Consider the following 26,691-nt stretch of genomic DNA (forward strand, 5'->3'; position numbering starts at 1 on the left):
TGCCGTCGGTCTGGCCGTCGATGGAGGTGCGCCGGATGTCGCCGTCGCCGGAGGCCCAGCGGCCCATCACGTACCAGGGACGGCGGGGGCCTCCTCGGCGACGGCGGGCGCGGCCTCGGCGGCGGGAGTCTCCGGGGCGGCGACGCCGCGGGTGGCGCGGCGACGGGCACGCGGAGCGGGAGCGGCGGCCTCCTCGGCAGCCACGGCCGGCGCGGCCTCGGCGACCGGAGCCTCCGGGGCGACCGGCGCGGCCTCGGCCACGGGCGCCTCGGGAGCGGTCACGGCGCGGGTGGCGCGGCGACGGGCACGGGGCGCCGGGGCGGCGGTCTCCTCGGCGGCGACGGGCGCGGCCGGAGCGGCCGGAGCCTCCTCGGCCACCGGCGCGGCCTCGGCCACGGGCGCCTCGGGGGCGGTCACGGCGCGGGTGGCGCGGCGACGGGTACGGGCCGGGGCGGCGGCCGGGGCGGCCTCCTCGGCGGGAACGGCTGCCACCACGGGTGCGGGGGCTGCCTCTGCGGCGGCTACGGGGCCGCCGGGGGGACCGGCCGGCCGGGAAGCGGCGCGCCGGCGCCTGCGCGGAGGCAGGTTGTCGCTGGGGCTGCCACTGTCGGCGGCGTTGTTGGCGGTGGTGTCGTTTTCGCTGTTGAGCATGCGGGGGTCTCCCGTCACGCTCCCGGGCGCCGCGGCTGACTTCCGGTCCGGCACGGCCCCGCGTAATGAGCGCGGAGCCGGCCTCCGGGGCGCGTTCGCCACACGGGAGCTCAGTTCAATGGCCGCCGGTTCCGTACGTGGTAGTCCGTACGGCCTGGCGGAAGTCTTCAGGTCTGTGCGCGGCCGGACCCAGGTGGCTCCCGAGTCCCGGGGCTGCGCGACGACGACGATCCTTACGCGGCGGGACCTTCCGGCGCCTTCGCGTCGGCGGTGGCGGCCGCCGTGGATGGGGCGGTCGCAACAGCTTCGCGGTCGGGCGCGAGCGGGTCGGTCACCGTGCCGGACTCCTCGTCGAAGAGCCCCTGCGCCAGCCTGGTCACCGCAGCGGGGACCGGCGGCGTTAGGTCGGCCACAGCTCGGAGACCGGACAGGACGTCGTCGGGTCGCACGGCAGGTGTCAGATGCCGAACAACCAGCCGCAGTATCGCACAAGCATTGTCCAGGGGCCTATCAGCCGTTGCCGGAACCGCTTGAAGGGCGACGACGGCCCCCCGCGTGTCGAAGGTCCGCATGCCGTTCTTGGTACGGCGCTGGACCTCGACCGCCTCGGCGGCGAGGAAGGCCTCGACGGCGCTCTCGGCTTCCGTGGGCTCGACGCCGTCCAGGCGCAGCTCCCACACGGAGGCGGTCAGCCGCTCGGCGAGGCCCGAGGTGCGGGCTTCGACGGCGTCGATGATGTCGAGGCCGACGGGCATCGAGTCGTCGAGCAGCTTGCGCAGGACCGCGGGGTCGCGGGGCTCCGCGAGGGCGATCTCCAGGTACTCGGCCTCGCTGCCGGTCCCGGTCGGGGCGGCGTTCGCGTACGAGACGCGGGGGTGCGGGGTGAAGCCCGCCGAGTACGCCATGGGTACCTCGGAGCGGCGCAGGGCCCGCTCGAAGGCACGCTGGAAGTCCCGGTGGCTGGTGAACCGGAGGCGGCCGCGCTTGGTGTAGCGCAGACGAATGCGCTGCACCACCGGTGCGGGAGGCGGGCCTTCGGGCTGGCGCTTGCCCAGTGGTTCTTCTCCTTGTGCGGGGCTCCGCGGCTCGCGCGTCGCCCTGAGGTCTGTGGAGCCTGCCGGCTCGCCGTGCCCTCCGGCTCACCCTTGCTTGGACAAGGAGATCTCGGGGGCGGGCGTGTCGCCTGCGGCTGTGTTACTACCCAGAGTACGCGCCTGTGACCTCCCCGGTTCCCGGGACGGGCCGCCGAACAGCGCGCGGCGCACATCGTCCCGTGCTTCGCGCACCGCGAGGCGGGAGGCACGCCAGACCTCGCCGGCGGCGCGGCCGACGGGAGCGATCACCTGCCGGCGCACCGTGCGGACCGCACGGCGGGCGGAGGCCCACGCCGCGCGGACGGCGTGCCCGACGGGTGTGGCGATCCACCGGTACGCCCAGGCGGCGGGCCGCGCGACGAGCCCGCGCCACAGCAGGAGGAGTCCGCGTCCCAGCGCCCGGCTCAGCCTTCCGGCGAGTTGCCAGGCGCCGACGAGCAGTCGTCCCAGTGGCATGAGCAGCCAGGCGTGGAGCGCCCGGCCGGCCGGCGCGGCGCCGTACCGGTACAGCGCCCGCACCGGCAGGACCAGCAGGTACCGGACCAGGCGGATGACCAGCCAAGCGAGGCCCCGCCCGAGGGGCACCAGCACGTACTGCCCGGCCGGGACCATGACGAACCGCCAGAGGCCGACCCACGGCCAGACGAAGAGCGTCATCCCCAGCGCCCAGCCGGCCCGCTTGAGGGCCACGCCGACCGGCCGGATCGCGTACGCGTACAGGGCCCGCACGAGCCAGGCGGTCCCGTGCCCGACGGGCCGCAGCGCGTACGCGTAGACCCTCCGTCCGAGCCAGGCGATCCCCCGCCCGACCGGCCGCAGCGCGTACGCGTACACCCCCCGTCCGAGCCGGGCGATCCCCCGCGCGGCCGGAACGGCGACGAACCGCCAGAGACCGGCCCAGGGCCAGTAGAAGACCGCCTTGATCAGGATCTCGATCACCAGCCCGAGCCCGCGCAGCGCCGGCAGCAGCAGCCGTTGCCACAGCGGCCCGAGGACCGTCCGGCCCAGCGTCCGCGCGGCGGCGACGAGCAGGTCCCACACCACCCGTACGGGCAGCACGAGCAGCACCGCCACGATCTTCACGGGAAGCCGGACCATCCCGGCCAGGCAGCCGTCGCCATCGCCCTGCGCGGGCCGCGACTCATCGAGTTCCATGACAGTAAGGACACACCACGTCCCCGCGCCGTTGCACCAGGCGCCCCTCGGTCGGGGATCCCCGCGCCGGGGGCCAACGGACGGGCGGCTCCGGGTGTTTGACGTACGCCCCGGTGTCCGGGGCACGCACGACGATGCCCCCCGCCGTTCGGCGGGGGGCATCGTGGGGCGGTAGTCAGCCCGGGATCACTTCACGACCGTGAGGGGCAGCAGCTTCTTGCCCGTGGGGCCGATCTGGATGTCGAGATCGAGCTGCGGGCACACGCCGCAGTCGAAGCACGGGGTCCAGCGGCAGTCCTCGACCTCGGTCTCGTCGAGGGCGTCCTGCCAGTCCTCCCAGAGCCAGTCCTTGTCGAGACCGGAGTCCAGGTGGTCCCAGGGCAGGACTTCCTCGTAGGTGCGCTCACGGGTCGTGTACCAGGCCACGTCCACGCCGTACGCGGGCAGCGTCTCCTCGGCCGCCCGCATCCAGCGGTCGTAGCTGAAGTGCTCGCGCCAGCCGTCGAAGCGGCCGCCCGACTCGTACACGGCGCGGATGACGTCGCCGACGCGGCGGTCGCCCCGCGAGAGCAGGCCCTCGACGACGCCCGGCTTGCCGTCGTGGTAGCGGAAGCCGATGGAACGGCCGTACTTCTTGTCCCCGCGGAGCTTGTCGCGGAGCTTGCCCAGACGGGCGTCCGTCTCCTCCGCCGACAGCTGCGGCGCCCACTGGAACGGGGTGTGCGGCTTCGGCACGAACCCGCCGATGGACACCGTGCAGCGGATGTCGTTCTGGCCGGAGACCTCGCGGCCCTTGGCGATGACGTTGACCGCCATGTCGCCGATCTGGAGCACGTCCTCGTCGGTCTCGGTCGGCAGGCCGACCATGAAGTACAGCTTGACCTGGCGCCAGCCGTTGCCGTACGCCGTGGCCACGGTCCGGATCAGGTCCTCTTCCGAGACCATCTTGTTGATGACCTTGCGCATGCGCTCGGAGCCGCCCTCGGGGGCGAAGGTCAGGCCGGAGCGGCGGCCGTTGCGGGTCAGCTCGTTGGCCAGGTCGACGTTGAAGGCGTCCACGCGGGTCGACGGGAGGGACAGGCCCACCTTCTCGTCGGTGTAGCGGTCGGCCAGGCCCTTGGCGATGTCGGCGATCTCGGTGTGGTCCGCGGAGGACAGCGACAGCAGGCCGACCTCTTCGAAGCCCGTCGCCTTGAGGCCGCGCTCCACCATTTCGCCGATGCCGGTGATGCTTCGCTCCCGTACGGGACGCGTGATCATGCCGGCCTGGCAGAAACGGCAGCCGCGGGTGCAGCCGCGGAAGATCTCCACGGACATGCGCTCGTGGACGGTCTCGGCGAGCGGGACCAGGGGCTGCTTGGGGTAGGGCCATTCGTCGAGGTCCATGACGGTGTGCTTGGACACCCGCCACGGCACGCCCGAGCGGTTCGGGACGACGCGGCCGATGCGGCCGTCGGGCAGGTACTCGACGTCGTAGAAGCCCGGCACGTAGACGCCGCCGGTCTTCGCGAGCCGCAGGAGGACCTCTTCGCGGCCGCCCGGCCTGCCCTCGGCCTTCCACGCGCGGATGATCTCGGTCATGTCGAGGACGGCCTGTTCGCCGTCGCCGATGACCGCGCAGTCGATGAACTCCGCGATCGGCTCGGGGTTGAAGGCCGCGTGGCCGCCCGCGAGCACGATGGGGTGGTCGAGCGTACGGTTCTTGGCCTCCAGCGGGATGCCCGCGAGGTCGAGGGCCGTCAGCATGTTGGTGTAGCCGAGCTCCGTGGAGAAGGAGAGCCCGAAGACGTCGAAGTCCCCGACCGGGCGGTGCGAGTCGACGGTGAACTGCGGCACCTTGTGCTCGCGCATCAGCTCTTCGAGGTCCGGCCACACGCTGTACGTGCGCTCCGCGAGCACGCCCTCGCGCTCGTTGAGCACCTCGTAAAGGATCATGACGCCCTGGTTGGGCAGACCGACCTCGTACGCGTCCGGGTACATGAGTGCCCAGCGCACGTCGGCGCTGTCCCAGGGCTTGACGGTCGAGTTGAGCTCACCGCCGACGTACTGGATCGGCTTCTGGACGTGCGGAAGCAGAGCCTCGAGCTGGGGGAAGACCGATTCGGTCATCACGCGACTTTCTGGAGCGGGCAGGGGGCGACTCTCAAGCGTACCCCGAGGCCCGGCAGCCTCCCGCCCGAAGATCAGCCGCGCAGTGCGGCCGCCCGGGCGGCCGTGCCCGCCCACATCTCGGGCAGCTCCCGCTCGCGACGGTCGGACAGCGCCTCCTCGCGGGCGAAGAGCACGCCCCAGGTGAAGGCGGACTCCCCCGCCCCCGCCGCCTGGACCGCGAGAGCGCGCAGGGCCGCCCGCGCGACGACGCTGTCCTGGTGGTCGCCGAGCAGGCTCTGGACCGCCTTCACCTTCTTGGCCAGCCGCCGGGCCGGCTTGCCGAGGGCCGGGGCGGCCGCGTCCGCCGCGTACCGGGCCCGCTTCGCGGCCTTGCGGGCCTCGTGCAGGGCCAGGTCGCGGGCCTGGCCCGGGTCGATGGCCAGCGCCCCTTCGATCCGGCCGGCGAGGCGTTCGCAGTCGTGGATGACCGCCGCGGGCAGCGCCGTCCGCGCGGACCGGCCGGCGGCCTTGCGCAGCGGCGGGTCGGCCAGCAGGGCGGCGAGCACCGTGCGGCGCGAGCCGGTGCGGCGGGCGGTGTTCCAGGTCTTGAGGCGGCCGCGGACCGGACCCAGCTGCAGGGTCACCGGGAGTTCGCCCAGCCGGGTCTGGATCCGCTCCAGCAGCACCTCCTGGTCGCGGTCGACCCCGAGCTCGGCGGCGAGCCAGCGCAGCTCCTCGCCGACCGGACCGGTCACGGCGGGATCCAGGAGCCGTCGGTAGGTCTTGAAGGCGCTGCGCAGCCGCCGGGTGGCGACCCGCATCTGGTGGACGGAGTCGGGCAGGCCCCGGCGTACGGCGGGGTCCTGGGCGATCAGGGTGTCGCGCTGTTCGCGCAGGTATCCCAGGACGCACGCGCCCGCCGTGCCGTCGGGGGCGGCGGCCCCGTTGCGGTCCGGCGGCTCGCCGGTGGTCTCGGCGAGCGCGCGGGCCAGTTTGGAGGGGGCGGCGGAGACCCGCAGGCCGGCCTTGCGGAACTTCTTCTCGACGGCGTCGAGCAGCGCCGGGTCGACACCGTCGGCGAGTTCCACCTCGACCTCGGTCCAGGCGGCGGTGGCGTCCGCGCGCTCGGCCCGCACCGCGTCGGTGGACAGCTCCGCGAGGAGGGTGCCGTCGGCGTCCAGGAGGTGGCTGACACGGCGCGAGGACAGCAGCCTGACCTGGGGTTCCAGGGCGCTGTCGCGGATCCGGGAGCGGAGCAGGACGGCGAGGGAACGGGGGACGGTGTCGCTGAGGGCGGCCGTGATCTCGTCGCGGACGCCGGGGGACACCGGAAGTTTCAGGTGCCACCCCGCGTCCTTGCCGCCGGTGCGCCGCCGCAGGGTGAGCCCGTCGGCGGCGAGCCGCTGGTCGTGGGTGTCGTAGTAGACGGCGTCGAGGTCCACGGTGCCCTGGTCGGTGACGGCCGCGACGGCGGCCGTGCCGGTCAGGTCCGGTACCCCGCGCCGGGCCCGCTCGGCCGTGGAGAACTCGAACTTCCGCTCGATCTCACGCTTCGTGTCCGCCATGAACCGAATTTAGTCCCGAACGGGCGGCCGCGTGAAGGCGAACGGGCAGAGCGGCCGAAAGCGTCCCCCGGGCGGCCGGTCAGGCCGACATCGGCCGCTGCACCCTGATCGACTGGAGCAGTCCGATGGCCACCCATACGGCGAACATCGACGATCCTCCGTACGACACGAACGGCAGCGGGAGTCCCGCCACCGGCATGATCCCCAGCGTCATCCCGATGTTCTCGAAGGCCTGGAAGGCGAACCAGGCGATGATCCCGGCGCACACGATCGTCCCGTACAGCTCGGTCGTCTCGCGGGCGATCACGCAGGCCCGCCACAGGATGACGCCCAGGAGGACGAGGATCAGCCCCGCTCCGACGAAACCGAGCTCCTCCCCCGCCACCGTGAACACGAAGTCGGTCTGCTGCTCCGGGACGAACTGGCCGGTGGTCTGCGAGCCGTGGAAGAGCCCGGAGCCGGTGAGTCCGCCGGAGCCGATGGCGATCCGCGCCTGGTTGGTGTTGTAGCCGACGCCCGCGGGGTCGAGCTCCGGGTTGGCGAAGGCCGCGAAGCGGTTGATCTGGTACTCGTCGAGGATCCCGAGCTGCCAGATGAGGATGGCGCCGGCCGCGCCCGAGCCGAGGAGGCCGAACACCCAGCGGTTGGAGGCGCCGGAGGCGAGCAGGACGCCGAGCACGATGACGACCATGACCATGACGGAGCCGAGGTCGGGCATCAGCATGGTGATGCCCATCGGTGCGGCCGCGAGGCAGAGCGCCTTGACGACGGTGCGGTGGTCGGGGTGGGCGAGGTCGCCCGCGTCGACCCGGGCCGCGAGCAGCATCGCCATGCCCAGGATGATCGTGATCTTCACGAACTCGGAGGGCTGGAGCGAGAAGCCGCCGCCGATCACGATCCAGGCGTGGGCGCCGTTGATGGTGGCGCCGAGCGGGGTGAGCACGGCGAGGATCAGCACCACGGAGAGGCCGTAGAGGACCGGCACGGCGCCGCGCAGGGTCCGGTGGCCGAGCCAGACGGTGCCGATCATCAGCACGAGGCCGATGCCGGTGTTCATGGCGTGGCGGAAGAGGAAGTAGTACGGGTCCCCGTTGTTCAGCGAGGTGCGGTTGCGCGTGGCCGACCACACCAGCAGGGAGCCGAGGAGGGAGAGGGCGAGTGCGGAGAGGAGTATCGGCCAGTCGAGCCGGCGCACGACGGAGTCGCGCGCGGTGAGCTTGGCCATCGCCCCGCGTTCCGGCGCGTACCGGGATACGGAGAACTTGTTCGCGGTCTGCATGGGGGGTCTCGGTCCTCAGTCCTGGCGCGCGACGGGTGGGGCGGGGGGCCCGGCGAGCGCGGGCGGTGCCGGTTCCTCGGGGGACGGCGGCACGTACGGGGTGATCTCCGGGGTCTCGATCGAGCCGTCGGGCAGGATCTTGGGCAGTTTCGCCTCCGGCTTGAGCAGCAGGGCCTTCTTCGGGTCCTGGACGCCGGACATGGTGAGTCCGTAGATGGCGTTGTAGACGTTGCGCACCGCGGGACCGGAGGCGCCGGAGCCGGTGCCGCCCTGGGAGATCGTCATCACGATCGTGTAGTCCTCGGTGTACGTGGCGAACCAGGAGGTGGTCTGCTTGCCGTAGACCTCCGCGGTGCCGGTCTTGGCGTGCATGGGGATCTGCTTCTGCGGCCAGCCGCCGAAGCGCCAGGCGGCGGTGCCGCGGGTCGCGACCCCCTCCAGCGCGGCGGCCATCTTCTGCCGGGTGACCTCGGTCATCGGCAGCCTGCCGTGGGCCTGCGGTTTGATCTCTTCGATCCTCTTGCCGTCGGCGGAGACGATGGCCTTGCCGATGGTCGGGTTCCACAGGGTGCCGCCGTTGGAGATGGCCGCGTAGATGGTCGCCATCTGGATCGGGGTGACGAGGGTGTCGCCCTGGCCGATGGAGTAGTTGACGGCGTCACCGGCGCGCATGAGGTTGCCTTCGAGGCAGTTCTCGTAGGACAGCAGCTCGACGTAGGTGCCGCCCTTCTTGCCGGTCTTGCACCACACGTCCTTGTTGGCCTGCCAGAACCGCTGCTTCCACGCGCGGTCGGGCACGCGGCCCTTCTCCTCGCCCGGCAGGTCCACGTGGGTCTCGGCGCCGAGGCCGAACTGGTGGGCGGTCTTGTAGAAGACCTCGGCCGGGCTCTTCTTCGGATGGAGTCCGCCGTCCTTGATCCACTGCTGGTGGCCGAGGGCGTAGAAGACGGTGTCGCAGGAGACCTCGAGGGCCCGGCCGAGGGTGATCGATCCGTGGCCCTGGGACTCGAAGTTCTTGAAGACCTGGCCGCCGATGGAGTACGAGCTCGGGCAGGGGTACTCGCCGTCGAACTTGTATCCGGCGTTGACCGCGGCCGCGGTCGGGATGACCTTGAAGATGGAGCCCGGGGCGGCCTGCCCCTGGATCGCCCGGTTCATCAGCGGGACGTTGGACTCCTTGGCGGTGAGCTTGGCGTAGTCCTTGCCGGAGATGCCGCCGACCCAGACGTTCGGGTCGTAGCTCGGGTTCGAGGCCATCGCCACGACCCGGCCGGTCCTGGACTCCAGGACGACGATGGCGCCCGCGTCGGCCTTGTAGGGGACGCCGGTGTTGCGGTCGATCTGCTTGCGCGCCTCCACCATGGCCGCGTTGAGCTCGAACTCGGCGACCCCTTGGACGCGGGCGTCGATGCTGGTGACGAGGTGGGCGCCGGGCACGGCCGGGTCGTTCCTGGCCTGGCCGATGACCCGGCCGAGGTTGTCCACCTCGTAGCGGGTGACGCCCGACTTCCCGCGCAGCTCCTTGTCGTACGTACGCTCGATGCCGAAGCGGCCGACCTGGTCGGAGCGCAGGAAGGGCGAGTTGGTGTCCTTCGCCTTGACGATCTCGGCGTCGGTGACCGGGGAGAGGTAGCCGAGGACCTGGCCGGTGTTGGCGCCGCCGGGGGCGGGGTAGCGCCGGACGGCAGTGGGTTCGGCGGTGATGCCGGGGAAGTCCTCGGGGCGTTCGCGGATCTGGAGGGCCTGCTGGGTGGTGGCCTTGTTGGTGACCGGGATCGGCTGGTACGGGGAGCCGTTCCAACAGGGCTGCGGGGTCTGGTTGTCGCAGAGCCGGACCTTGTCCGCGACGTCCTGCGGCTTCATGTCGAGGACCCCGGCGAGCTGGGCGAGCACCGCCTTGCCCCGGTCCTTCATCTTCATCAGCTCGGTGCGGCTGGCGGAGACGACGAGGCGGGTCTCGTTGTCGGCGAGCGGGACCCCGCGGGCGTCGAGGATCGAGCCGCGCACGGCCGGCTGGACCACCTGCTGGACGTGGTTGTTCTTCGCCTCGTCGGAGTACTCGTCGCCGTTGCGGATCTGGAGGTACCAGAGGCGCCCGCCGAGGGTGAGCAGCAGGGAGAAGACGAGGACCTGGATGATCACGAGCCGGATCTGCACCCGGGAGGTGCGGCCGGTGTCCGGAATATTGGTCACGGGGACTCCTCCCTCACAGCTTCTTGACGCTCTTCACACCCTTGATTCCCTTGACACCCTTTATCCGGCCGGCCCGGTTGGCGCGGTTGCGGGCGGTCTTCATCCGCAGGCCGCCTCGTTGGCTGCCGATCCGCAGCCCGGTGCCGCCGGCCAGCCAGCCGGAGGCGAAGTCCTTGCCGGCCGGCGGCCCGCCGTTGGCGTCGACGGCCATCGGGTCGTTCTCGGCGCGGCGGGCCAGGGCCATGATGAACGGAACGGTGAAGGGCGCGAGCAGCAGGTCGTAGAGGACCGCGGTGAACAGCAGCCCGGTCAGGCCCACGTGGCGGGCGGCGGTGTCGCCGACCAGTGCGCCGACGCCCGCGGAGAGCAGGGTGGAGGCGAAGGCGGCGCCGACGACGGTGAGCATCGGGCCCCAGGCGGAGCGGAAGCGCCCCGTGTCGGGGCGGACCACGCCGGCGACGTAGCCGATGACGCACAGCACGAGCGCGTAGCGGCCGGCGGCGTGGTCGGCGGGCGGGGCCAGGTCGGTGAGGAGGCCGGCGGCGAAGCCGATGAGGGCGCCGCTGACGCTGCCGTACACGAGTGCGAGGGCGACGACGGTGAGGAGGACCAGGTCGGGGACGGCTCCGGGCAGTTGGAGCCGTCCCAGGACGGAGACCTGGATGACGAGCGCGACCACGACGAGCGTGGCAGCGAGCAGGATCCGGTTGAAGCGCATGGTGATCGGCTCCTACTCGTCGGCCGGCTTGCCGGGCGCGCTGGCCGACGGCGTGACCGTGACGGTGACCGTCGGGATGGGCTTGGGCGCCTCGGGCTTGGGCGGCAGGACGGCGTCGCGCGGGTCCTCGCGCGGGGGCATCACCACGACGCCCACGATGTCCAGGCGCGAGAAACCCACGAACGGGCGGACCCAGACGGTCCGGGTCAGGTCGCCGCGCGAGGGGTCGACCTTGACCACCTCGCCGATCGGGACACCGGGGACGAAGGGCTTGTTGCCGCGCGAGCCGAAGGTGACGAGGCGGTCGCCGGGGTTGATCTTGGCCTTGCCGTTGAGCATCTGCACGGACAGCGCGCGGTCGCCCTGGCCGGTGGCGAAACCGAGTTCGCCGGTCTTCTCCAGACGGGTGCCGACCGTGAAGTCGGGGTCGTTGGCGAGGACCACGGTGGCGGTGTCGGGGCCGACGGTCGCGACGCGGCCGACGAGTCCGTCCCCGTTGAGGACGGTCATGTCGCGTTCGATGCCGTCTTTGCTGCCGGCGTCGATGGTCACGGTCCAGGAGAAGCCCTGGGCCGCTCCTATGGCGATGACCTCGGCGCCCTTGATGCCGTACTGTCCGGCGCCCGCCCGCTTGAGCATCTCGTCCAGTTCGCGGATCCGGCTGCGGGTCTGGTCGTCACTGCCCAGCTTGGCCTTCAGCGCCGCGTTCTCGCGCTCCAGCGTGGCGATGCGGTTGTGCCGCTCGCCGGAGTCCCGTACCGCCCCTATGGCGTTGGCGACCGGGTCGACCCCTCTGGCCACGCCCTTCTCGACCGGCCCGAAGACCGCTGCGGCGGCCTGCCGGGCACCGTCGACCGGCGAGTCCTCGCCCGTCCTGATGTCCACCGTGATCAATGCGAACGCGATGGCGATCAGAAGCACCAGGAGCAGCCGGCTTTCTCGTGTGTCCCTCACGTGCGGCGGCCGTGCCTTCCTCGTAGTTCCGTGCGGCGAAGCCGCTCCGGTGGAGCCGGGGCTCGAACCGGACCTTGCCTGTATATCAACGATCCGCCGCACGGGCCCGGTAGCACCCGTACGGCGGATCATTTGCGTTCCGCCGCCCCGCGGCGGGCCGGGTCAGCGTCGGGGCTGGGCGTCCAGGACCTGCTGGAGCGCCTCGAACTCCTCGACGCACTTGCCGGATCCGAGCGCGACGGAGTCGAGCGGATCCTCGGCGATGTGGATGGGCATGCCCGTCTCGCGGCGCAGCCGCTCGTCGAGGCCGCGCAGCAGGGCGCCGCCGCCCGTGAGGACGATGCCGCGGTCCATGATGTCGCCGGAGAGTTCGGGCGGGCACTTGTCGAGGGTGGTCTTGACGGCGTCGACGATGGCGTTGACCGGCTCCTCGATCGCCTTGCGGACCTCGGCGGCCGAGATCACGACCGTCTTCGGCAGGCCGGAGACCAGGTCCCGGCCGCGGATCTCGGTGTGCTCGTCCTTGTCGAGGTCGTAGGCCGACCCGATGGTGATCTTGATCTGTTCGGCCGTGCGCTCGCCGAGGAGGAGCGAGTACTCCTTCTTGATGTGCTGGATGATCGCGTTGTCCAGCTCGTCGCCGGCCACCCGGATGGACTGCGCCGTGACGATTCCGCCGAGGGAGATGACGGCCACCTCGGTGGTGCCGCCGCCGATGTCCACGACCATGTTGCCGGTGGCCTCGTGGACGGGCAGCCCGGCGCCGATGGCCGCGGCCATGGGCTCCTCGATGATGTGCACCTGGCGGGCGCCGGCCTGCGTGGACGCCTCGATGACGGCGCGGCGCTCCACTCCCGTGATGCCGGAGGGTACGCAGACCACGACGCGCGGACGGGCCAGGTAGCGGCGCTTGTGGATCTTGAGGATGAAGTACCGGAGCATGCGCTCGGTGATCTCGAAGTCGGCGATCACGCCGTCCTTGAGGGGCCGAACGGCGACGATGTTGCCGGGCGTGCGCCCGATCATCTTCTTCGCCTCGGTGCCTACCGCCAGGATGCCGCCGGTGTTCGTGTTGATGGCGACCACGGACGGCTCGTTCAGGACGATTCCCCGGCCCCTCACGTACACCAGCGTGTTGGCGGTCCCGAGGTCGATCGCCATGTCACGGCCGATGAACGACATGTAATTCCCCTTGTTCCCCATGAGGAGCGTCTGGCCTTCCAGTTGATAGCAGCTGCTGTCAGGTCGGCGAGGTGGGTGTGTGGGTGGAAGCCTCATCGTAGTGCCGCAAGTACGGACACCGCGCGACGGGACTCCGGCAATCCCGCCGGAACGGATACCCGCCCCATAGTGGTGACGTCGTGTCCTGTCCATGCGTTCCCCGAAGTCGCCGGTAATACCAAAGGGCGACCGAAATTACTTCGGTCGCCCCAGGTCATGAGCGCTATTCGGCTGATGTTCCGTCAGGGAGGAGTGATCAGAGCGACGGGAAGAAAAGCTTCAGCTCGCGCTCGGCGGACTCCTCGGAGTCCGAGGCGTGGATCAGGTTCTCCCGGGTGACGGTACCGAAGTCGCCCCGGATGGAACCGGGCGCCGCGGCGATCGGGTCAGTGGGTCCGGCCAGCTGGCGGACACCCTCGATCACGCGTTCCCCTTCGACGACCAGGGCCACGACCGGGCCACTGGCCATGAAGCCCATGAGCGGCTCGTAGAAGACCTTGCCCTTGTGCTCGCCGTAGTGCGCCTCCAGGGTCTCCTGGTCCAGCGTGCGCAGCTCCAGCGCGGGAATGGTCCAGCCGGCCTTCCGCTCGATGCGGCCGACGATCTCGCCGATCAGGCCCCGCCGGACGGCGTCGGGCTTGAGCAGGACGAGCGTGCGCTGGGTCATGTGGGTAACTCCTTGCGGCATACGGGTGCGGTCCGACGAGGCTACAGGGGCCCGGAGCCCCTCCGTACGGGGCCTTCCCCGGTCCGGGCGCCACTTTGCCGGCGACGCCCTGGGCCGATCGGGTAACGGCCCGGCGGACCCTACGCCTCCGCGGCGGCGGGCGTCTCGGACTGCGCGGCGGCCCAGCGGGCCTTGATGACGTCGATCCGGCGCCCGTAGTGGACCGAGCACCACCACAGGCCCGCGAACACCGCGCCCAGGACGAACATCATCGGGACCACGAAGCCGCTCAGGACCAGCCCGATCTGCAGGGCCCAGCCGATCTGCACGGCGCCCGGGCGGGACAGCATCCCGCACAGCAGCACCGACAGCAGCATCCCGAGCCCGCAGACCGTCCAGACCACCGCCTGGCTCAGGTCTCCCTTCATGGCGACCAGACCCGCGAAACCGATCACGAAGAACTCGCCGATCAGCGTCGAAGCACACAGCGTGCGCATCCCTCAGCCCCTCTTCAGCAGCAGGCGGGCCTCGCCCACCGTGATCACGGACCCGGTCACCAGGACTCCGGCCCCTCCGAACTCCGCCTCTTCCTCCGCCAGGGTGATCGCCGCCTCCAGGGCGTCGTCCAGCCTCGGCTCCACCTGCACCCGGTCCGGTCCGAACACCTCGACCGCGATGGCCGCCAGCTCGTCGGCGGTCATCGCCCGGTGGCTGGTGTTCTCCGTGACCACGACCTCCGCGAAGATCGGCTCGAAGGCCTCGAAGAGCCCGCGCACGTCCTTGCCCTCGCTCGCCGCCACGACCCCGATCAGCCGGCTGAAACCGAAGGACTCGGTCACCGCGTCCGCCGTGGCCAGCGCCCCGGCCGGGTTGTGCGCCGCGTCCAGGACCACCGTCGGGCTGCGCCGCACGACCTCCATGCGGCCGGGCGAGGTCACCGAGGCGAACGCCTTGCGCACGGTGTCCACGTCCAGCACCCGCGCGTGGTCCGCGCCGATGCCGAAGAAGGCCTCGACCGCGGCCAGCGCCACCGCCGCGTTGTGCGCCATGTGGGCGCCGTACAGCGGCAGGAAGATCCCGTCGTACTCGCCGCCCAGCCCGCGCAGCGTCAGCTGCTGGCCGCCGACCGCGACCTCACGGGTGACCACGCCGAACTCCATGCCCTCGCGGGCCACCGTCGCGTCGACCTCGACGGCCTTCTTCAGCAGCACCTGCGCCGCGTCCACCGGCTGCTGCGCCAGGATCACGGTGGCGCCCTGCTTGATGACGCCGCTCTTCTCCACCGCGATCTCGCCGGGCGTGGAGCCGAGCCGGTCCGTGTGGTCCAGGCTGATCGGGGTGACCACGGCGACGGCCCCGTCGATCACATTCGTCGCGTCCCAGGTGCCGCCCATGCCGACCTCGACCACGGCCGCGTCCACCGGCGCGTCCGCGAACGCCGCGTACGCCATGCCGGTGAGGACCTCGAAGAACGACAGCCGGAACTCCTCGGCCGCGTCGACCATCTCCACGTACGGCTTGATGTCGTGGTAGGTCTCGACGAACCGCTCGGCGGAGATCGGCGCCCCGTCCAGGCTGATCCGCTCCGTGACCGACTGCACGTGCGGGCTCGTGTAGCGGCCGGTGCGCAGCTCGAAGGCGTTCATCAGCACCTCGATCATGCGGGCGGTGCTCGTCTTGCCGTTGGTGCCGGTGATGTGGATGGAGGGGTACGCGCGCTGCGGCTCGCCCAGGACGTCCATCAGCGCGGCGATCCGCGTGACGGACGGCTCGAGTTTCGTCTCGCCCCACCGCCCGGCCAGCTCCTGCTCCACCTCCCGCAGCGCTTCGCTCACCTGGGGGTCGGCGGGCACGTCGGGCACCGGGTCGCCCTGGGGTGGACCGGCGTGCGCGCGCAGGGTGCGGCTGCCCGCAGCGATCACCGCCAGGTCGGGGTCGCGGTCGGACTCTTCCGCCACGATCTGGTCGAACTCGTCGAAGCTGTCATCGTGGCTCTCGGGCTGCTGCTCACTCACGGGACCCAGTCTACGGACGAGGGGCGCCGGGACTTTCGGCCTGGTCGCTTCGGGGCCTTCGGCGGCGGAGGCGACCTGATCGTCATGCAAGCCTTGCGGACAGGAGATAGGGGAACGAATGCCGCAGGCCAGCACCAACAAGACAGCTTCCAGCCGCGACATAGGGATAGACCTGGGAACCGCCAACACCCTCGTCTACGCGCGGGGGCACGGCATCGTCCTGAATGAGCCGTCCGTGGTCGCGGTCAAGGCCGGCACGACCACCGCCCTGGCCGTCGGGGCCGAGGCCAAGGAGACCATCGGCCGCACCCCGGGCTCCATCACCGCGATCCGCCCGCTCAAGGACGGCGTGATCTGCGACTACGAGGCCGCCGAGGAGATGATCCGGCACTTCGTCCGCAAGGCCGTCCCCGGCCGGCGGGTACGCACCCGGATGGTGATCTGCGTGCCCTCCGGGGTCACCCCGGTCGAGCGGCGGGCCATCATCCACGCCTCCACCCGGGCCGGCGCCAGGACCGTGCACCTGATCGAGGAGCCGATGGCCGCGGCGATCGGCGCCGGACTGCCGGTGTCCGAAGCGCGCGGCTCGATGGTCGTCGACATCGGCGGCGGCACCTCCGAGGTCGCCGTCATCTCACTGGGCGGCATCGTCACCGCCCAGTCCCTGCGCGTCGGCGGGGACCGGCTGGACGGCGCGATCATGGACTACGTCCGCAGGGAGCACTCCTTGCTCATCGGCGAACGCTCCGCCGAGGACGTCAAGATCGGCATCGGCTCGGCCTGGCCCGTGCCGGACCGGCCGGAGCTGGAGACCCGCAGCTTCACCGTCCGGGGCCGCGAGAAGGTCGGCGGCATGCCCAAGAGCCTCCAGCTCGGCGCGGCCGACGTCCGCGCGGCCCTCGACGAACCCGTCGAGGCGATCATCGCGGCCGTGCGCACCACCCTCGAGGAGTGCCCGCCCGAGCTGTCCGGCGACGTCATGGAGCACGGCATCGTCCTGACCGGCGGCGGCGCGCTGCTGCCCGGCCTGGACCTGCGGATGGCCTCCGCCACCGGGATCCCCGTCTTCGTCGCGGACTCACCGCTGGACTGCGTGGCCCTGGGCTCGGGCCGCTGCGTCGAGGACATGGACACGCTCAGCAGCCTGCTCGCACCGGCGAAGGCCTGACACCCGGGCCCGGCAGTGCGGGAGGGGCCGGTGCCCGCGCCCACGGACAGAACCGGAGCCCCGGCACCCGCGCCCGCGGACACCGGCGAGGACCTTCCCGAAGCCTGGACGTCGTCTAGCCCTTCGGGAAGGTCGCGACGACCTCGTACGCGTCCTGCGTGCGGGTCGCCGTCAGGCTGCCGCCCAGGCTGCGCACGCGCTCCGACATGCTCGCCGTGCCCGAACCCGCGGAGACCGGCGCCCGGGTCGCAGTGCGCTCCGGCAGGCCGTTGCTGACCGCGATCCGAAGCTGCGGCCCGTTCGCCGCTATCGAGACCTCGATGGTCTCGCCGCGGGCGTGCTTGGCCGCGTTGGTCAGGCATTCCTGCACCACCCGGTAGACCGCCGCCTGCCGCAGCGGCGACAGCCCGTGTGCCTCCGGATCCAGGTCGAGCCGTACGGGCGAACCCGCGCGCCCGCTCTCCTGCGCGAGCTCCGCCAGCCCCTCAACCCCCGGGGTCGAGGCCCGCTCCCCGCGCTGCACGATGATCTCGTTCAGCACCAGGTGCGCCCGGCGCGCGGTGTCGGCCAGCTCCTCGAAGTCCTTCGCGTACGCCGTCTCGCGCGCCCGCATCGACAGCACCTCGGAGCGGACCGTGAGCAGGGTCAGCTCCCGCCCCACGAAGTCGTGGACATCACGGGCCACCGAGGTGCGCTCCTGCTCCACGGCCCGCAGGACCGCGGCCTCCGCGCGCCGGGTGTCGAGCTCGCGCACGAGGTCGTGCCGGTAGGCGGCGATGCCGACGGCCGAGGCGAGCACCCCGATGGGGACGACGAGGCTGAGGAAGGAGCTGAGGGTCTCGATCCGCGGCTCGGGCCAGCCGGGTACCGCGAACACCATCAGCGCGAAGGCCACGTACCCCAGGGTGGCCAGGATCCCGGTGCGGCGCCCGCGGTAGCGGCCCACGGAGTAGAGCGCGAACTGGATCAGGGTGAGTTCGTGGAGCCAGCCGATGAAGAACAGCGCGGTGAGGTAGGAGACCCAGGGCGCGCGCCGGCGCACCAGCAGGCCGAGGCAGCCGACGGCGAGCACCACGGCGGCGAGCGGGCCGTTGAGGGAGTTGTCCGCGGCGGCCAGGCCCGGCAGGTCCAGGGCCATCAGGGCGAAGCAGCTGCCCGCCGTGAGCAGGTCCATCGCCCGGGGCGAGCCGGCCCAGCCCTCGGCGAACCGGCGACCGGTGGCCAGGGCCCGGTGGAACGCCGGGACGACGGGCTTCACGTGCATGCCTTCCATCATCCGTGGTCGACATCGTGGATCCGATCCGCGGACGCCGCACAAGGGGTGATATACGGCACTTCGGACCATCCGGTCACGCGGCGCTGATCCTTACGGGGTGCGGCAGCCGTCTGCCGTGACGGCGGCTCTCCGGCGGGGAACAGATACGGCGAAGGCCCCCACGTCGACCGACGGCGTGGGGGCCTTCGCCTGCGCTCTACCGCGCCACCGGAGGGCTAGGCCGGGGGCAGCGCGTCCAGCTGGGTCCGGAGCCGGGCGATGTCGCCCTCGGCCTTGGTGAGGCGGCCCTTGATCTTGTCGACGACGTTGTCGGGCGCCTTGGCGATGAACGCCTCGTTCCCGAGCTTCGCCTCGGCCTGCAGCTTCTCCTTCTCGGCGGCCGCCAGGTCCTTGGAGAGCCGCTTGCGCTCCGCCTCCACGTCGATGGTGCCCGACAGGTCGAGCGCGACGGTGGCACCGGCGACCGGCAGGGTCGCGGTGGCGCTGAACGCCTCGCCCTCGGGCTGGAGGCGCAGAACCTGGCGGATGGCACCCTCGTGCGCGGCCAGCGCGGTGGCCGACAGGTCCAGGCGGGCCGGAACCTTCTGCTTGTCGTCGAGGCCCTGCTCCTTGCGGAACCGGCGGACCTCCCTGACCAGGGCCTGGACGCCCTCGATCTCGGCCTCGGCGGCCGCGTCGCGGAAGCCGCTGTCCTTCGGCCAGTCGGCGATCACGAGGGACTCGCCGCCGGTCAGCGTGGTCCACAGCGTCTCGGTGACGAAGGGGACCACCGGGTGCAGCAGCCGCAGCATGACGTCGAGGACCTCGCCGAGGACCCGGGCGGACGCCTTGGCCGGCTCGCCACCCGCGAAGAAGGTCGTCTTCGACAGCTCGACGTACCAGTCGAAGACCTCGTCCCACGCGAAGTGGTAGAGGGCGTCCGACAGCTTCGAGAACTGGTAGTCCTCGTAGAACGCGTCGATCTCGGCGACGGTCTTGCCAAGCCGCGACAGGATCCAGCGGTCGGTCGCCGACATCTGCTCGGCGCTCGGCAGCTCGCCCTCGATCGTGGCGCCGTTCATCAGCGCGAAGCGCGTGGCGTTCCAGATCTTGTTGGCGAACTTGCTGGAGGCCTGGACCCAGTCCTCACCGATCGGGACGTCGACACCCGGGTTGGCGCCGCGCGCCAGCGTGAAGCGGACCGCGTCGGAGCCGTACTTGTCCATCCAGTCCAGCGGGTTGACCGCGTTGCCGAAGGACTTCGACATCTTCTTGCCGCGCTCGTCGCGGACCATGCCGTGCAGGGCGATGGTGCCGAACGGCGGGGTGCCGTCCATCGCGTACAGGCCGAACATCATCATCCGGGCGACCCAGAAGAAGAGGATGTCGTAGCCGGTGACCAGGACGGCGTTCGGGTAGAACTTCGCCAGGCTGTCGGTCTGCTGCGGCCAGCCGAGCGTGGAGAACGGCCACAGGCCGGAGGAGAACCAGGTGTCCAGAACGTCGGTGTCCTGGGTCCAGCCCTCGCCGGTGGGCGGCTGCTCGTCGGGACCGACGCAGACGATCTCGCCGTTCGGGCCGTACCAGACCGGAATGCGGTGGCCCCACCACAACTGACGCGAGATGCACCAGTCGTGGAGGTTGTCGACCCAGTCGAAGTACCGCTTCTCCATCTCCTGCGGGTGGATCTTGACCTTGCCGTCGCGGACCGCGTCACCGGCGGCCTTGGCGAGCGGGCCGACCTTGACCCACCACTGGAGCGAGAGACGCGGCTCGATGGTGGTCTTGCAGCGCGAGCAGTGACCCACCGAGTGGGTGTACGGGCGCTTCTCGGCGACGATGCGGCCCTCGGCGCGCAGCGCGGCGACGATGGCGGAGCGGGCCTCCAGCCGGTCCAGGCCCTGGAAGGGGCCGTGGGTGGTGATGATGGCGTGCTCGTCCATGACGGCGAGGTTGGGCAGGCCGTGGCGCTGACCGATCTCGAAGTCGTTCGGGTCGTGCGCCGGGGTCACCTTGACGGCGCCGGTGCCGAACTCGGGGTCGACGTGCTCGTCGGCGACGACCGGGATGCGGCGGCCGGTGAGCGGCAGCTCGATCTCGGTGCCGACGAGGTGCTGGTAGCGCGCGTCCCCGGGGTGGACGGCGATGGCCGTGTCGCCCAGCATCGTCTCGGCGCGGGTGGTCGCCACGACGATGGAGGCGTCACCTTCGCCGTACCGGATGGAGACGAGCTCGCCCTCGTCGTCCTGGTACTCGACCTCGATGTCGGAGATCGCGGTCAGGCAGCGCGGGCACCAGTTGATGATGCGCTCGGCCCGGTAGATCAGCTCGTCGTCGTAGAGCTTCTTGAAGATGGTCTGGACGGCCTCGGACAGGCCCTCGTCCATGGTGAAGCGCTCGCGCGACCAGTCGACGCCGTCGCCGAGGCGCCGCATCTGGCCGGAGATCTGCCCGCCGGACTCGCCCTTCCACTGCCAGACGCGCTCGACGAACGCCTCGCGGCCCAGGTCGTGGCGGGACTTGCCCTCCTTGGCGAGCTCTCGCTCGACGACGTTCTGGGTGGCGATGCCCGCGTGGTCCATGCCGGGCTGCCAGAGCGTCTCGTAACCCTGCATGCGCTTGCGGCGGGTGAGGGCGTCGATCAGCGTGTGTTCGAAGGCGTGCCCCAGGTGGAGGCTTCCGGTGACGTTCGGCGGCGGGATGACGATGGCGTACGGAGGCTTCTCGCTCTTCTCGTCCGCCTCGAAGTAGCCACGCTCTACCCAGCGCTCGTAGAGCTTCCCCTCTACGTCGGCCGGCGTGTAGGCGGTCGGCAGTTCGGAGTCGGGGCTGCTGGGTGTCTGCGTGTTCTCGGTCACGAGGCACAGTTTAGAGCGGTAACAGTCCAGTCATGAAACCGGCTTTCCAGGGACCCCGCGGCCCTGTGGGCCCACGGCTTCCGCCAGGATGTGTGAAACGAATAAACAACCTCATGGGGGGACGCGGGATGAGCTACAACCAGCCGGGGCCGTACGGAGGCCAACAGCCGCAGCAGCCGGGGCCTTACGGGCAGCAGCCGCAGCAGCCGGGACCCTACGGACAGCCCGGCCCCTACGGGCAGCAGCCCGCGGCCCCGCAGCCCGGCTACGGATACCCGCAGCAGGCCCCCCAGGGCGTCCCCCCGCAGGGCTACCCGCAGCAGCAGCCCCCGTACGGCGGCTACCCGCAGCAGCCTCCGTACGGCGGCACGCCCCCGAAGAAGTCGAAGGCCGGCGTGGTCGTCGCGGTGGTCCTGGCGGTCGCCGTGATCGGCGGCGCGGGCTGGTACTTCACGAAGGGCGGCGGCGCGAGCGCCTCCATCTCGGCCGACACCAAGGGCTACAAGCTGGTGGCCCCGGAGTCCGTCGACGACTTCAAGAAGGACCCGAAGTACGCGGCCAAGGACTTCAGCGACAAGGACAAGAAGGAAGCCGAGGGGGTGGGCATCAAGAACCCCACCCAGGTCGGCATGAACTACCAGTCCGGCGACCCGAAGAACCCGCTGACCGCCAAGGGCCTGAACTTCACCGGCCTCTACGGCGACATCGCCGACCCGGAGAAGTCGGTGGACTCGTACTTCGCCATGGCCAAGCTCAACGCCGGCAAGGAGAAGGAGTTCTCGGCGGAGCTGATCGGGAGCCCCCAGGCCATGACCCCGGCCGGCTTCAAGGGCGCGGTGATGAAGTGCCAGGAGATGAAGTTGACCTCCACGCGCACCAGCACCACGGCGAAGGAGCCGAAGGAGATGACCCTGCCGCTCTGCGTCTGGGGTGACTACAGCACCCTGAGCATGGTCAGCGCCAGCGACGTGGCTTCCCTCCTCGCAGGCAAGAAGGGCTACACCCTGGAGCAGACCGCGGACCTCACCGCGAAGGTCTACAACACCGCCCGCGTCAAGAAGTAGCGGACGGCACGCAGTCGAACGGAAGGGGCGCCCCCGGTCGGGGGCGCCCCTTCTGCGTACGCGTACCTGCCGTGCGGCTACGCCGACTTCTCGTGCGGTCCCTGGTCCTTCGGGACGATCCGCGGGACCAGCGTCGGGTTGACGTTGGAGCGGACCACGTCCGCGGTGATGACCACGCGGGCCACGTCCTTGCGGGACGGGACCTCGTACATCACCGACATCAGGACCTCTTCCATGATGGCGCGCAGGCCGCGCGCGCCCGTCTGGCGCAGGATCGCCTGGTCCGCGATGGCTTCCAGCGCCTCGCGCTCGAAGTCCAGCTCCACACCGTCGAGTTCGAACAGCCGCTGGTACTGCTTCACCAGCGCGTTGCGCGGCTCGATGAGGATCTGGAGCAGGGCCTCGCGGTCCAGGTTGTGCACCGAGGTGATGACGGGGAGACGGCCGATGAACTCGGGGATCATCCCGAACTTCACCAGGTCCTCCGGCATGACCTCCTGGAACTGGTTGCTCGCCTCGATCTCGCGCTTCGAGCGGATCGTCGCCCCGAAGCCGATGCCCTTGGCGCCGGCGCGGGACTCGATGATCCGCTCCAGGCCGGAGAAGGCGCCGCCCACGATGAACAGCACGTTCGTCGTGTCGATCTGGATGAACTCCTGGTGCGGGTGCTTGCGGCCGCCCTGCGGCGGTACGGAAGCGGTCGTGCCTTCCAGGATCTTCAGGAGGGCCTGCTGCACGCCCTCACCGCTCACGTCGCGCGTGATCGACGGGTTCTCGCTCTTGCGGGCGACCTTGTCGATCTCGTCGATGTAGATGATCCCGGTCTCGGCCTTCTTGACGTCGTAGTCGGCCGCCTGGATCAGCTTGAGCAGGATGTTCTCGACGTCCTCGCCGACGTATCCGGCCTCCGTGAGCGCCGTCGCGTCGGCGATGGCGAACGGGACGTTGAGCATGCGGGCGAGCGTCTGGGCCAGCAGCGTCTTGCCCGAGCCCGTGGGGCCCAGCAGCAGGATGTTGGACTTCGCGAGCTCGATCGCGTCGTCCTTGCCCTGTGCGCCGCCGTTCTCGCCGGCCTGGACGCGCTTGTAGTGGTTGTACACCGCGACCGAGAGCGCCTTCTTCGCCGGCTCCTGGCCGACGACGTAGCTCTCCAGGAACTCGTAGATCTCACGGGGCTTGGGGAGTTCCTCCCACCGGACCTCGGAGGTCTCCGCGAGCTCCTCTTCGATGATCTCGTTGCAGAGGTCGATGCACTCGTCGCAGATGTACACACCGGGTCCCGCGATGAGCTTCTTCACCTGCTTCTGGCTCTTTCCGCAGAACGAGCACTTGAGCAGGTCGCCGCCGTCACCGATGCGTGCCACGAGGTACTTCCCCTTCGCCTGGGAGACGCCTGGATCAGCGCCCCCGGTGCCTCATATCCGACGGTACCTTGCCGGGGGCCCCGTGCGGGGCCCCCTTGACGTGGTTCACATCCCGAATCCGGCGACGTGCCCACGCCAACTGGCGGCAAGGATCAGTGCGAGGTCTTGCGCGTGGCGACGACCTGGTCGATCAGGCCGTAGGCGAGCGCGCCCTCGGCAGTGAGGATCTTGTCGCGCTCGATGTCGTCGCGGATCTTCTCCAGCGGCGTCGTCGAGTGCTTGGCCAGCATGGTCTCCAGCTGGTCGCGCATGCGCAGGATCTCGTTCGCCGCGATCTCCAGGTCGGAGAGCTGCTCGCGACCGGTGCCACCCGAGGGCTGGTGGATCAGCACGCGGGCGTTCGGCAGGGCCATGCGCTTGCCGGGGGCGCCGGCGGCGAGCAGGACGGCGGCGGCGGAGGCCGCCTGGCCCATGCAGACCGTCGAGATGTCCGGCTTCACGAACTGCATCGTGTCGTAGATGGCCGTCAGCGCGGTGAAGGAGCCACCGGGGCTGTTGATGTAGAGGTAGATGTCGCGGTCCGGGTCCATCGACTCCAGGCACAGCAGCTGTGCCATGACGTCGTTGGCGGAGGCGTCGTCGATCTGCACGCCGAGGAAGATGATGCGCTCCTCGAAGAGCTTCGCGTACGGGTCGTACTCGCGCACGCCCTGCGAGGTGCGCTCGACGAAGCGCGGAACGACGTAGCGGTTGTCCACCGGCGCGCCGGTGTAGAGGCCGCTCGCGGGAGAGAGGTTGTTCATGTGCATCTGGGTGTTCACCATCCTGGTGGCGTTCTGCGGGCTGAGGCTTGCCTGGTGCTGGCGGGCGTACGGGCCCCCGTACGGGGACCCGCGCGCCGGGGCCGGATCAGGCCCCGGTGCCGCCGCCGCCGGGGACCAGGGACGCCGCGGAGATGATCTCGTCGATGAGGCCGTAGGACTTGGCCTCTTCCGCCGTGTACCAGCGGTCGCGGTCGCCGTCGCGGATGATCGTCTCCACGGTCTGGCCGGAGTGGCGGGCGGTGATCTCAGCCATGCGCTGCTTCGTGCGCAGCAGGTACTGGGCCTGGATCTTGATGTCAGAGGCGGTGCCGCCGATGCCGGCGGAGCCCTGGTGCATCAGGATGTCGGTGTTCGGGAGCGCGAAGCGCTTGCCCGCGGTGCCGCCGGTGAGCAGGAACTGGCCCATGGAGGCCGCCATGCCCATACCGATGGTGACGACGTCGTTCGGGATGTACTGCATGGTGTCGTAGACCGCCATGCCCGCCGTCACCGAGCCACCGGGGCTGTTGATGTACAGGTAGATGTCCTTCTCCGGCTCGGCGGCCAGGAGCAGGAGCTGCGCCGTGATCTTGTTCGCGATGTCGTCGTCGACCTGCTGGCCGAGGAAGATGATGCGCTCGCCGAGCAGCCGGTTGTAGACATGGTCGCCGAGGCCGCCACCGATGGACGGCTCACCCGCGGCGTAAGGCTTCAGATTCGTCACGTATCCACCTGCTCGTCTCCGACGGCCATGTGCCGTCTCAGCGTCTCGTTCTGGGGCTCGGACCTACCGACGGGGCGATGCCCCGCGGCGTCGGGTACTCCCGTGCCCTCGTATTCATGGACCCTAACGCGCAGGTAGGACAACGCCATCCCGCTTCCCGAACTGTTCGCTCGGAGCGCAAGGTCCGCGGCCGCTCACGGGGCGTTCGCCCCGGCTGCCGCGAAGGGCCCGCACGCGGTCGCGTACGGGCCCTTCGGCAGTGCTCCGGTACTGCTCGGCGGGGGTGACCCCGGGGTGTTACTTGGCCTCGTCGGCCGCGGTCTCGTCGGCGGCCTCGACGGCCTCGACGGTCTCGGCGTCCTCGTCCTCGTCGTCGGAGAGGTCGACGACCTCACCGTTGGTGTCGGTGACCTTGGCGGCCTCGACGACGACCGCGAGGGCCTTGCCGCGGGCGACCTCGCCGACGAGCATCGGAACCTGGCCGCCCTCGACGACGGCCTGGGCGAACTGGTCGGGGGACATGCCGGAGGAGGAGGCACGCCGCATGAGGTGCTCGGTGAGCTCCTCCTGGTTGACGTTCAGCTTCTCCTTGTTGACCAGCTCGTCGAGGACGAACTGGGTCTTGATGCCCTTGATCGCCTGCTCGGCGGTCTCGGCGTCGAACTCCTCGACCGTCTTGCCCTGGATCTCGAGGTACTTCTCGATGGACAGGCCCATCTGGCCGAGCTGGTGGTGCTCGAGGTTGTGCTTGCGGGTCTGGACCTCGTCCGCGAGGAGCTTCTCGGGGATCGGGACCTCGACGAGCTCCAGCAGCTTCTCCAGGACGCGCTCCTGGGCCTGCGTGGCCTGGTCGTACTGCTTCATGTTCTCGAGGCGCTTGCGGCTGTCCGCCTTGAGCTCTTCGAGGGTGTCGAACTCGCTGGCCATGCCGGCGAACTCGTCGTCCAGCTCCGGCAGCTCGCGGGCGGAAACCTTGGTGACCTTGACGGTGACCTCGGCGTCCTTGCCCTCGGCGGAACCGCCCTTGAGCTGGGAGGTGAAGGTGGCCTCGCCACCGGCCTCCAGGCCCTTGACGGCCTCGTCGATGCCTTCGAGAAGCTCACCCGAGCCGATGGTGTAGGAGACGTCCTGGGCGACACCGTCCTCCAGCACCTCGCCGTCGACCTTGGCCTCGAGGTCGATGGTGACGACGTCGCCGTCCTCCGCCGCGCGCTCGACGTCCTTGGTGGACGCGAAACGGCCGCGCAGCTGCTCGACCGACTTCTCGACGTCCTCGTCCGAGACCTCGATGGCGTCCACCGTGACCTCGATGCCGGAGTAGTCCGGGATCTCGATCGCGGGACGGATGTCAACCTCGGCGGTGAAGGCCAGCAGTTCGCCGTCCTTCAGCTCCGTGATGTCGACCTCGGGCTGGCCCAGCGGGTTCAGGTCGGCCTCGTTGACCGCCTCGGTGTAGAACTTCGGGAGGGCGTCGTTGACGGCCTCCTCGAGCACCGCACCGCGGCCGAAGCGCTGGTCGATGACGCGGGCGGGGATCTTGCCCTTGCGGAAGCCCTTCACCGTGACCTGCTGGTTGATCTTCTTGTAGGCCGCGTCGAGGCTTTCCTTGAGCTCCTCGAAGGGCACCTCAACAGTGAGCCGAACCCGAGTCGGGTTCAGGGTCTCCACGGCGCTCTTCACGGTTTGGTCTCCTTGTGGCTGACTGCTGGGGTCTCTGTCGTCACGCTGGGATTCAGCGGTCCGGCGGATCGGGCCCGGTACATCAGACACACGGGCACGCAGCTTGCATAGTAACCGCAAGCGGCAATCAGCCCACAACGCGATCATCGGCGCGATCACCCGCGCGATCTTC

At 70.5% G+C, this 26,691-nt stretch carries 21 protein-coding genes; 2 read left to right on the plus strand and 19 right to left on the minus strand.

Going from position 1 to position 26,691, the window contains the following annotated elements; genetic code table 11:
* Positions 1-66: 66 nt before the first annotated feature.
* The 13 genes from ABZY44_RS19980 to ABZY44_RS20040 all read right to left on the minus strand — a co-directional run bounded on the left by ABZY44_RS19980 (position 67) and on the right by ABZY44_RS20040 (position 15,603).
* Entirely contained in the window at positions 67-651 is a 585-nt protein-coding gene (locus ABZY44_RS19980; protein ID WP_356655560.1) for a hypothetical protein, read from the minus strand.
* Positions 652-884: 233 nt separating this feature from the next.
* Positions 885-1,664, minus strand: a complete 780-nt coding sequence (locus ABZY44_RS19985) for a TIGR03936 family radical SAM-associated protein (RefSeq protein ID WP_356655562.1) — start codon at positions 1,662-1,664, stop codon at positions 885-887.
* A gap of 126 nt (positions 1,665-1,790) precedes the next feature.
* On the minus strand, positions 1,791-2,900 hold the full coding sequence (locus ABZY44_RS19990; RefSeq protein ID WP_356655564.1) for a hypothetical protein: 1,110 nt from the start codon (positions 2,898-2,900) through the stop codon (positions 1,791-1,793).
* Between the two features lie 186 nt (positions 2,901-3,086).
* Positions 3,087-5,012 carry a TIGR03960 family B12-binding radical SAM protein gene (locus ABZY44_RS19995; RefSeq protein WP_356655566.1) on the minus strand — a complete coding sequence of 642 codons (1,926 nt, stop codon included), beginning with the start codon at positions 5,010-5,012 and terminating at the stop codon, positions 3,087-3,089.
* Between the two features lie 71 nt (positions 5,013-5,083).
* Positions 5,084-6,556 carry a CYTH and CHAD domain-containing protein gene (locus ABZY44_RS20000; RefSeq protein ID WP_356655568.1) on the minus strand — a complete coding sequence of 491 codons (1,473 nt, stop codon included), beginning with the start codon at positions 6,554-6,556 and terminating at the stop codon, positions 5,084-5,086.
* Between the two features lie 79 nt (positions 6,557-6,635).
* Positions 6,636-7,835 carry a rod shape-determining protein RodA gene (gene rodA / locus ABZY44_RS20005; protein WP_356655570.1) on the minus strand — a complete coding sequence of 400 codons (1,200 nt, stop codon included), beginning with the start codon at positions 7,833-7,835 and terminating at the stop codon, positions 6,636-6,638.
* 15 nt (positions 7,836-7,850) lie between these two features.
* Positions 7,851-10,028 carry a penicillin-binding protein 2 gene (gene mrdA, locus ABZY44_RS20010; RefSeq protein ID WP_356655572.1) on the minus strand — a complete coding sequence of 726 codons (2,178 nt, stop codon included), beginning with the start codon at positions 10,026-10,028 and terminating at the stop codon, positions 7,851-7,853.
* 13 nt (positions 10,029-10,041) lie between these two features.
* Positions 10,042-10,746: a rod shape-determining protein MreD gene (gene mreD / locus ABZY44_RS20015; RefSeq protein WP_356655574.1), complete on the minus strand. Its 705-nt coding sequence runs from the start codon at positions 10,744-10,746 to the stop codon at positions 10,042-10,044.
* A gap of 12 nt (positions 10,747-10,758) precedes the next feature.
* The gene (gene mreC, locus ABZY44_RS20020; RefSeq protein ID WP_356655576.1) at positions 10,759-11,700 is read right to left on the minus strand and encodes a rod shape-determining protein MreC; all 942 of its coding nucleotides are present in this window, start codon (positions 11,698-11,700) and stop codon (positions 10,759-10,761) included.
* A gap of 162 nt (positions 11,701-11,862) precedes the next feature.
* Positions 11,863-12,882, minus strand: coding sequence for a rod shape-determining protein (locus ABZY44_RS20025; RefSeq protein WP_112453164.1), 1,020 nt, complete (start codon positions 12,880-12,882; stop codon positions 11,863-11,865).
* A gap of 295 nt (positions 12,883-13,177) precedes the next feature.
* Positions 13,178-13,588, minus strand: coding sequence for a nucleoside-diphosphate kinase (gene ndk / locus ABZY44_RS20030; protein WP_356655578.1), 411 nt, complete (start codon positions 13,586-13,588; stop codon positions 13,178-13,180).
* A 140-nt stretch (positions 13,589-13,728) separates the two neighbouring features.
* A complete protein-coding gene (locus tag ABZY44_RS20035) occupies positions 13,729-14,085 on the minus strand; it encodes a DUF4233 domain-containing protein (RefSeq protein ID WP_356655580.1) in 357 nt (118 codons plus the stop codon).
* 3 nt (positions 14,086-14,088) lie between these two features.
* Positions 14,089-15,603, minus strand: a complete 1,515-nt coding sequence (locus tag ABZY44_RS20040; RefSeq protein ID WP_356655582.1) for a folylpolyglutamate synthase/dihydrofolate synthase family protein — start codon at positions 15,601-15,603, stop codon at positions 14,089-14,091.
* Positions 15,604-15,721: 118 nt separating this feature from the next.
* Between ABZY44_RS20040 and ABZY44_RS20045 the strand changes: the two genes are divergently transcribed.
* Positions 15,722-16,771 (plus strand): rod shape-determining protein, encoded by a 1,050-nt coding sequence (locus tag ABZY44_RS20045; protein WP_356655584.1) that lies wholly within the window; start codon positions 15,722-15,724, stop codon positions 16,769-16,771.
* A 115-nt stretch (positions 16,772-16,886) separates the two neighbouring features.
* Here ABZY44_RS20045 and ABZY44_RS20050 read toward each other — a convergent pair whose 3' ends face one another.
* Positions 16,887-18,035: a histidine kinase gene (locus tag ABZY44_RS20050; RefSeq protein ID WP_356655586.1), complete on the minus strand. Its 1,149-nt coding sequence runs from the start codon at positions 18,033-18,035 to the stop codon at positions 16,887-16,889.
* A 227-nt stretch (positions 18,036-18,262) separates the two neighbouring features.
* Positions 18,263-20,884: a valine--tRNA ligase gene (locus ABZY44_RS20055; RefSeq protein ID WP_356655589.1), complete on the minus strand. Its 2,622-nt coding sequence runs from the start codon at positions 20,882-20,884 to the stop codon at positions 18,263-18,265.
* A gap of 128 nt (positions 20,885-21,012) precedes the next feature.
* On the opposite strand from ABZY44_RS20055, the gene ABZY44_RS20060 reads away from it, so the two are divergent.
* A complete protein-coding gene (locus ABZY44_RS20060) occupies positions 21,013-21,948 on the plus strand; it encodes a hypothetical protein (protein WP_356655591.1) in 936 nt (311 codons plus the stop codon).
* A 77-nt stretch (positions 21,949-22,025) separates the two neighbouring features.
* Here the strand turns inward: ABZY44_RS20060 and clpX are convergent, their stop codons facing one another.
* The 4 genes from clpX to tig form a co-directional block, all read right to left on the minus strand.
* Positions 22,026-23,312, minus strand: coding sequence for an ATP-dependent Clp protease ATP-binding subunit ClpX (gene clpX, locus ABZY44_RS20065; protein ID WP_356655593.1), 1,287 nt, complete (start codon positions 23,310-23,312; stop codon positions 22,026-22,028).
* 152 nt (positions 23,313-23,464) lie between these two features.
* Entirely contained in the window at positions 23,465-24,136 is a 672-nt protein-coding gene (locus ABZY44_RS20070) for an ATP-dependent Clp protease proteolytic subunit (RefSeq protein ID WP_285427762.1), read from the minus strand.
* An 85-nt stretch (positions 24,137-24,221) separates the two neighbouring features.
* Positions 24,222-24,839 carry an ATP-dependent Clp protease proteolytic subunit gene (locus ABZY44_RS20075; protein ID WP_215021577.1) on the minus strand — a complete coding sequence of 206 codons (618 nt, stop codon included), beginning with the start codon at positions 24,837-24,839 and terminating at the stop codon, positions 24,222-24,224.
* A gap of 297 nt (positions 24,840-25,136) precedes the next feature.
* Positions 25,137-26,519 carry a trigger factor gene (gene tig, locus ABZY44_RS20080; protein WP_356655596.1) on the minus strand — a complete coding sequence of 461 codons (1,383 nt, stop codon included), beginning with the start codon at positions 26,517-26,519 and terminating at the stop codon, positions 25,137-25,139.
* Positions 26,520-26,691: the final 172 nt, after the last annotated feature.

The organism is Streptomyces sp. NPDC006544, from assembly GCF_040611715.1.
In the GTDB taxonomy this organism is placed as follows: Bacteria; Actinomycetota; Actinomycetes; order Streptomycetales; family Streptomycetaceae; genus Streptomyces.

Bases quoted from the DNA above. Each gene is read 5' to 3' on its own strand.
- ABZY44_RS20070 (WP_285427762.1), bottom strand. From the start codon at position 24,136: ATGGTGAACACCCAGATGCACATGAACAACCTCTCTCCCGCGAGCGGC.
- ABZY44_RS20060 (WP_356655591.1), top strand. From the start codon at position 21,013: ATGAGCTACAACCAGCCGGGGCCGTACGGAGGCCAACAGCCGCAGCAG.
- mreD (WP_356655574.1), bottom strand. From the start codon at position 10,746: ATGCGCTTCAACCGGATCCTGCTCGCTGCCACGCTCGTCGTGGTCGCG.
- ABZY44_RS20045 (WP_356655584.1), top strand. From the start codon at position 15,722: ATGCCGCAGGCCAGCACCAACAAGACAGCTTCCAGCCGCGACATAGGG.
- ABZY44_RS20000 (WP_356655568.1), bottom strand. From the start codon at position 6,556: ATGGCGGACACGAAGCGTGAGATCGAGCGGAAGTTCGAGTTCTCCACG.
- ABZY44_RS20025 (WP_112453164.1), bottom strand. From the start codon at position 12,882: ATGTCGTTCATCGGCCGTGACATGGCGATCGACCTCGGGACCGCCAAC.
- rodA (WP_356655570.1), bottom strand. From the start codon at position 7,835: ATGCAGACCGCGAACAAGTTCTCCGTATCCCGGTACGCGCCGGAACGC.
- ABZY44_RS19980 (WP_356655560.1), bottom strand. From the start codon at position 651: ATGCTCAACAGCGAAAACGACACCACCGCCAACAACGCCGCCGACAGT.
- ABZY44_RS20050 (WP_356655586.1), bottom strand. From the start codon at position 18,035: ATGCACGTGAAGCCCGTCGTCCCGGCGTTCCACCGGGCCCTGGCCACC.
- ABZY44_RS19990 (WP_356655564.1), bottom strand. From the start codon at position 2,900: ATGGAACTCGATGAGTCGCGGCCCGCGCAGGGCGATGGCGACGGCTGC.
- ABZY44_RS20035 (WP_356655580.1), bottom strand. From the start codon at position 14,085: ATGCGCACGCTGTGTGCTTCGACGCTGATCGGCGAGTTCTTCGTGATC.
- ndk (WP_356655578.1), bottom strand. From the start codon at position 13,588: ATGACCCAGCGCACGCTCGTCCTGCTCAAGCCCGACGCCGTCCGGCGG.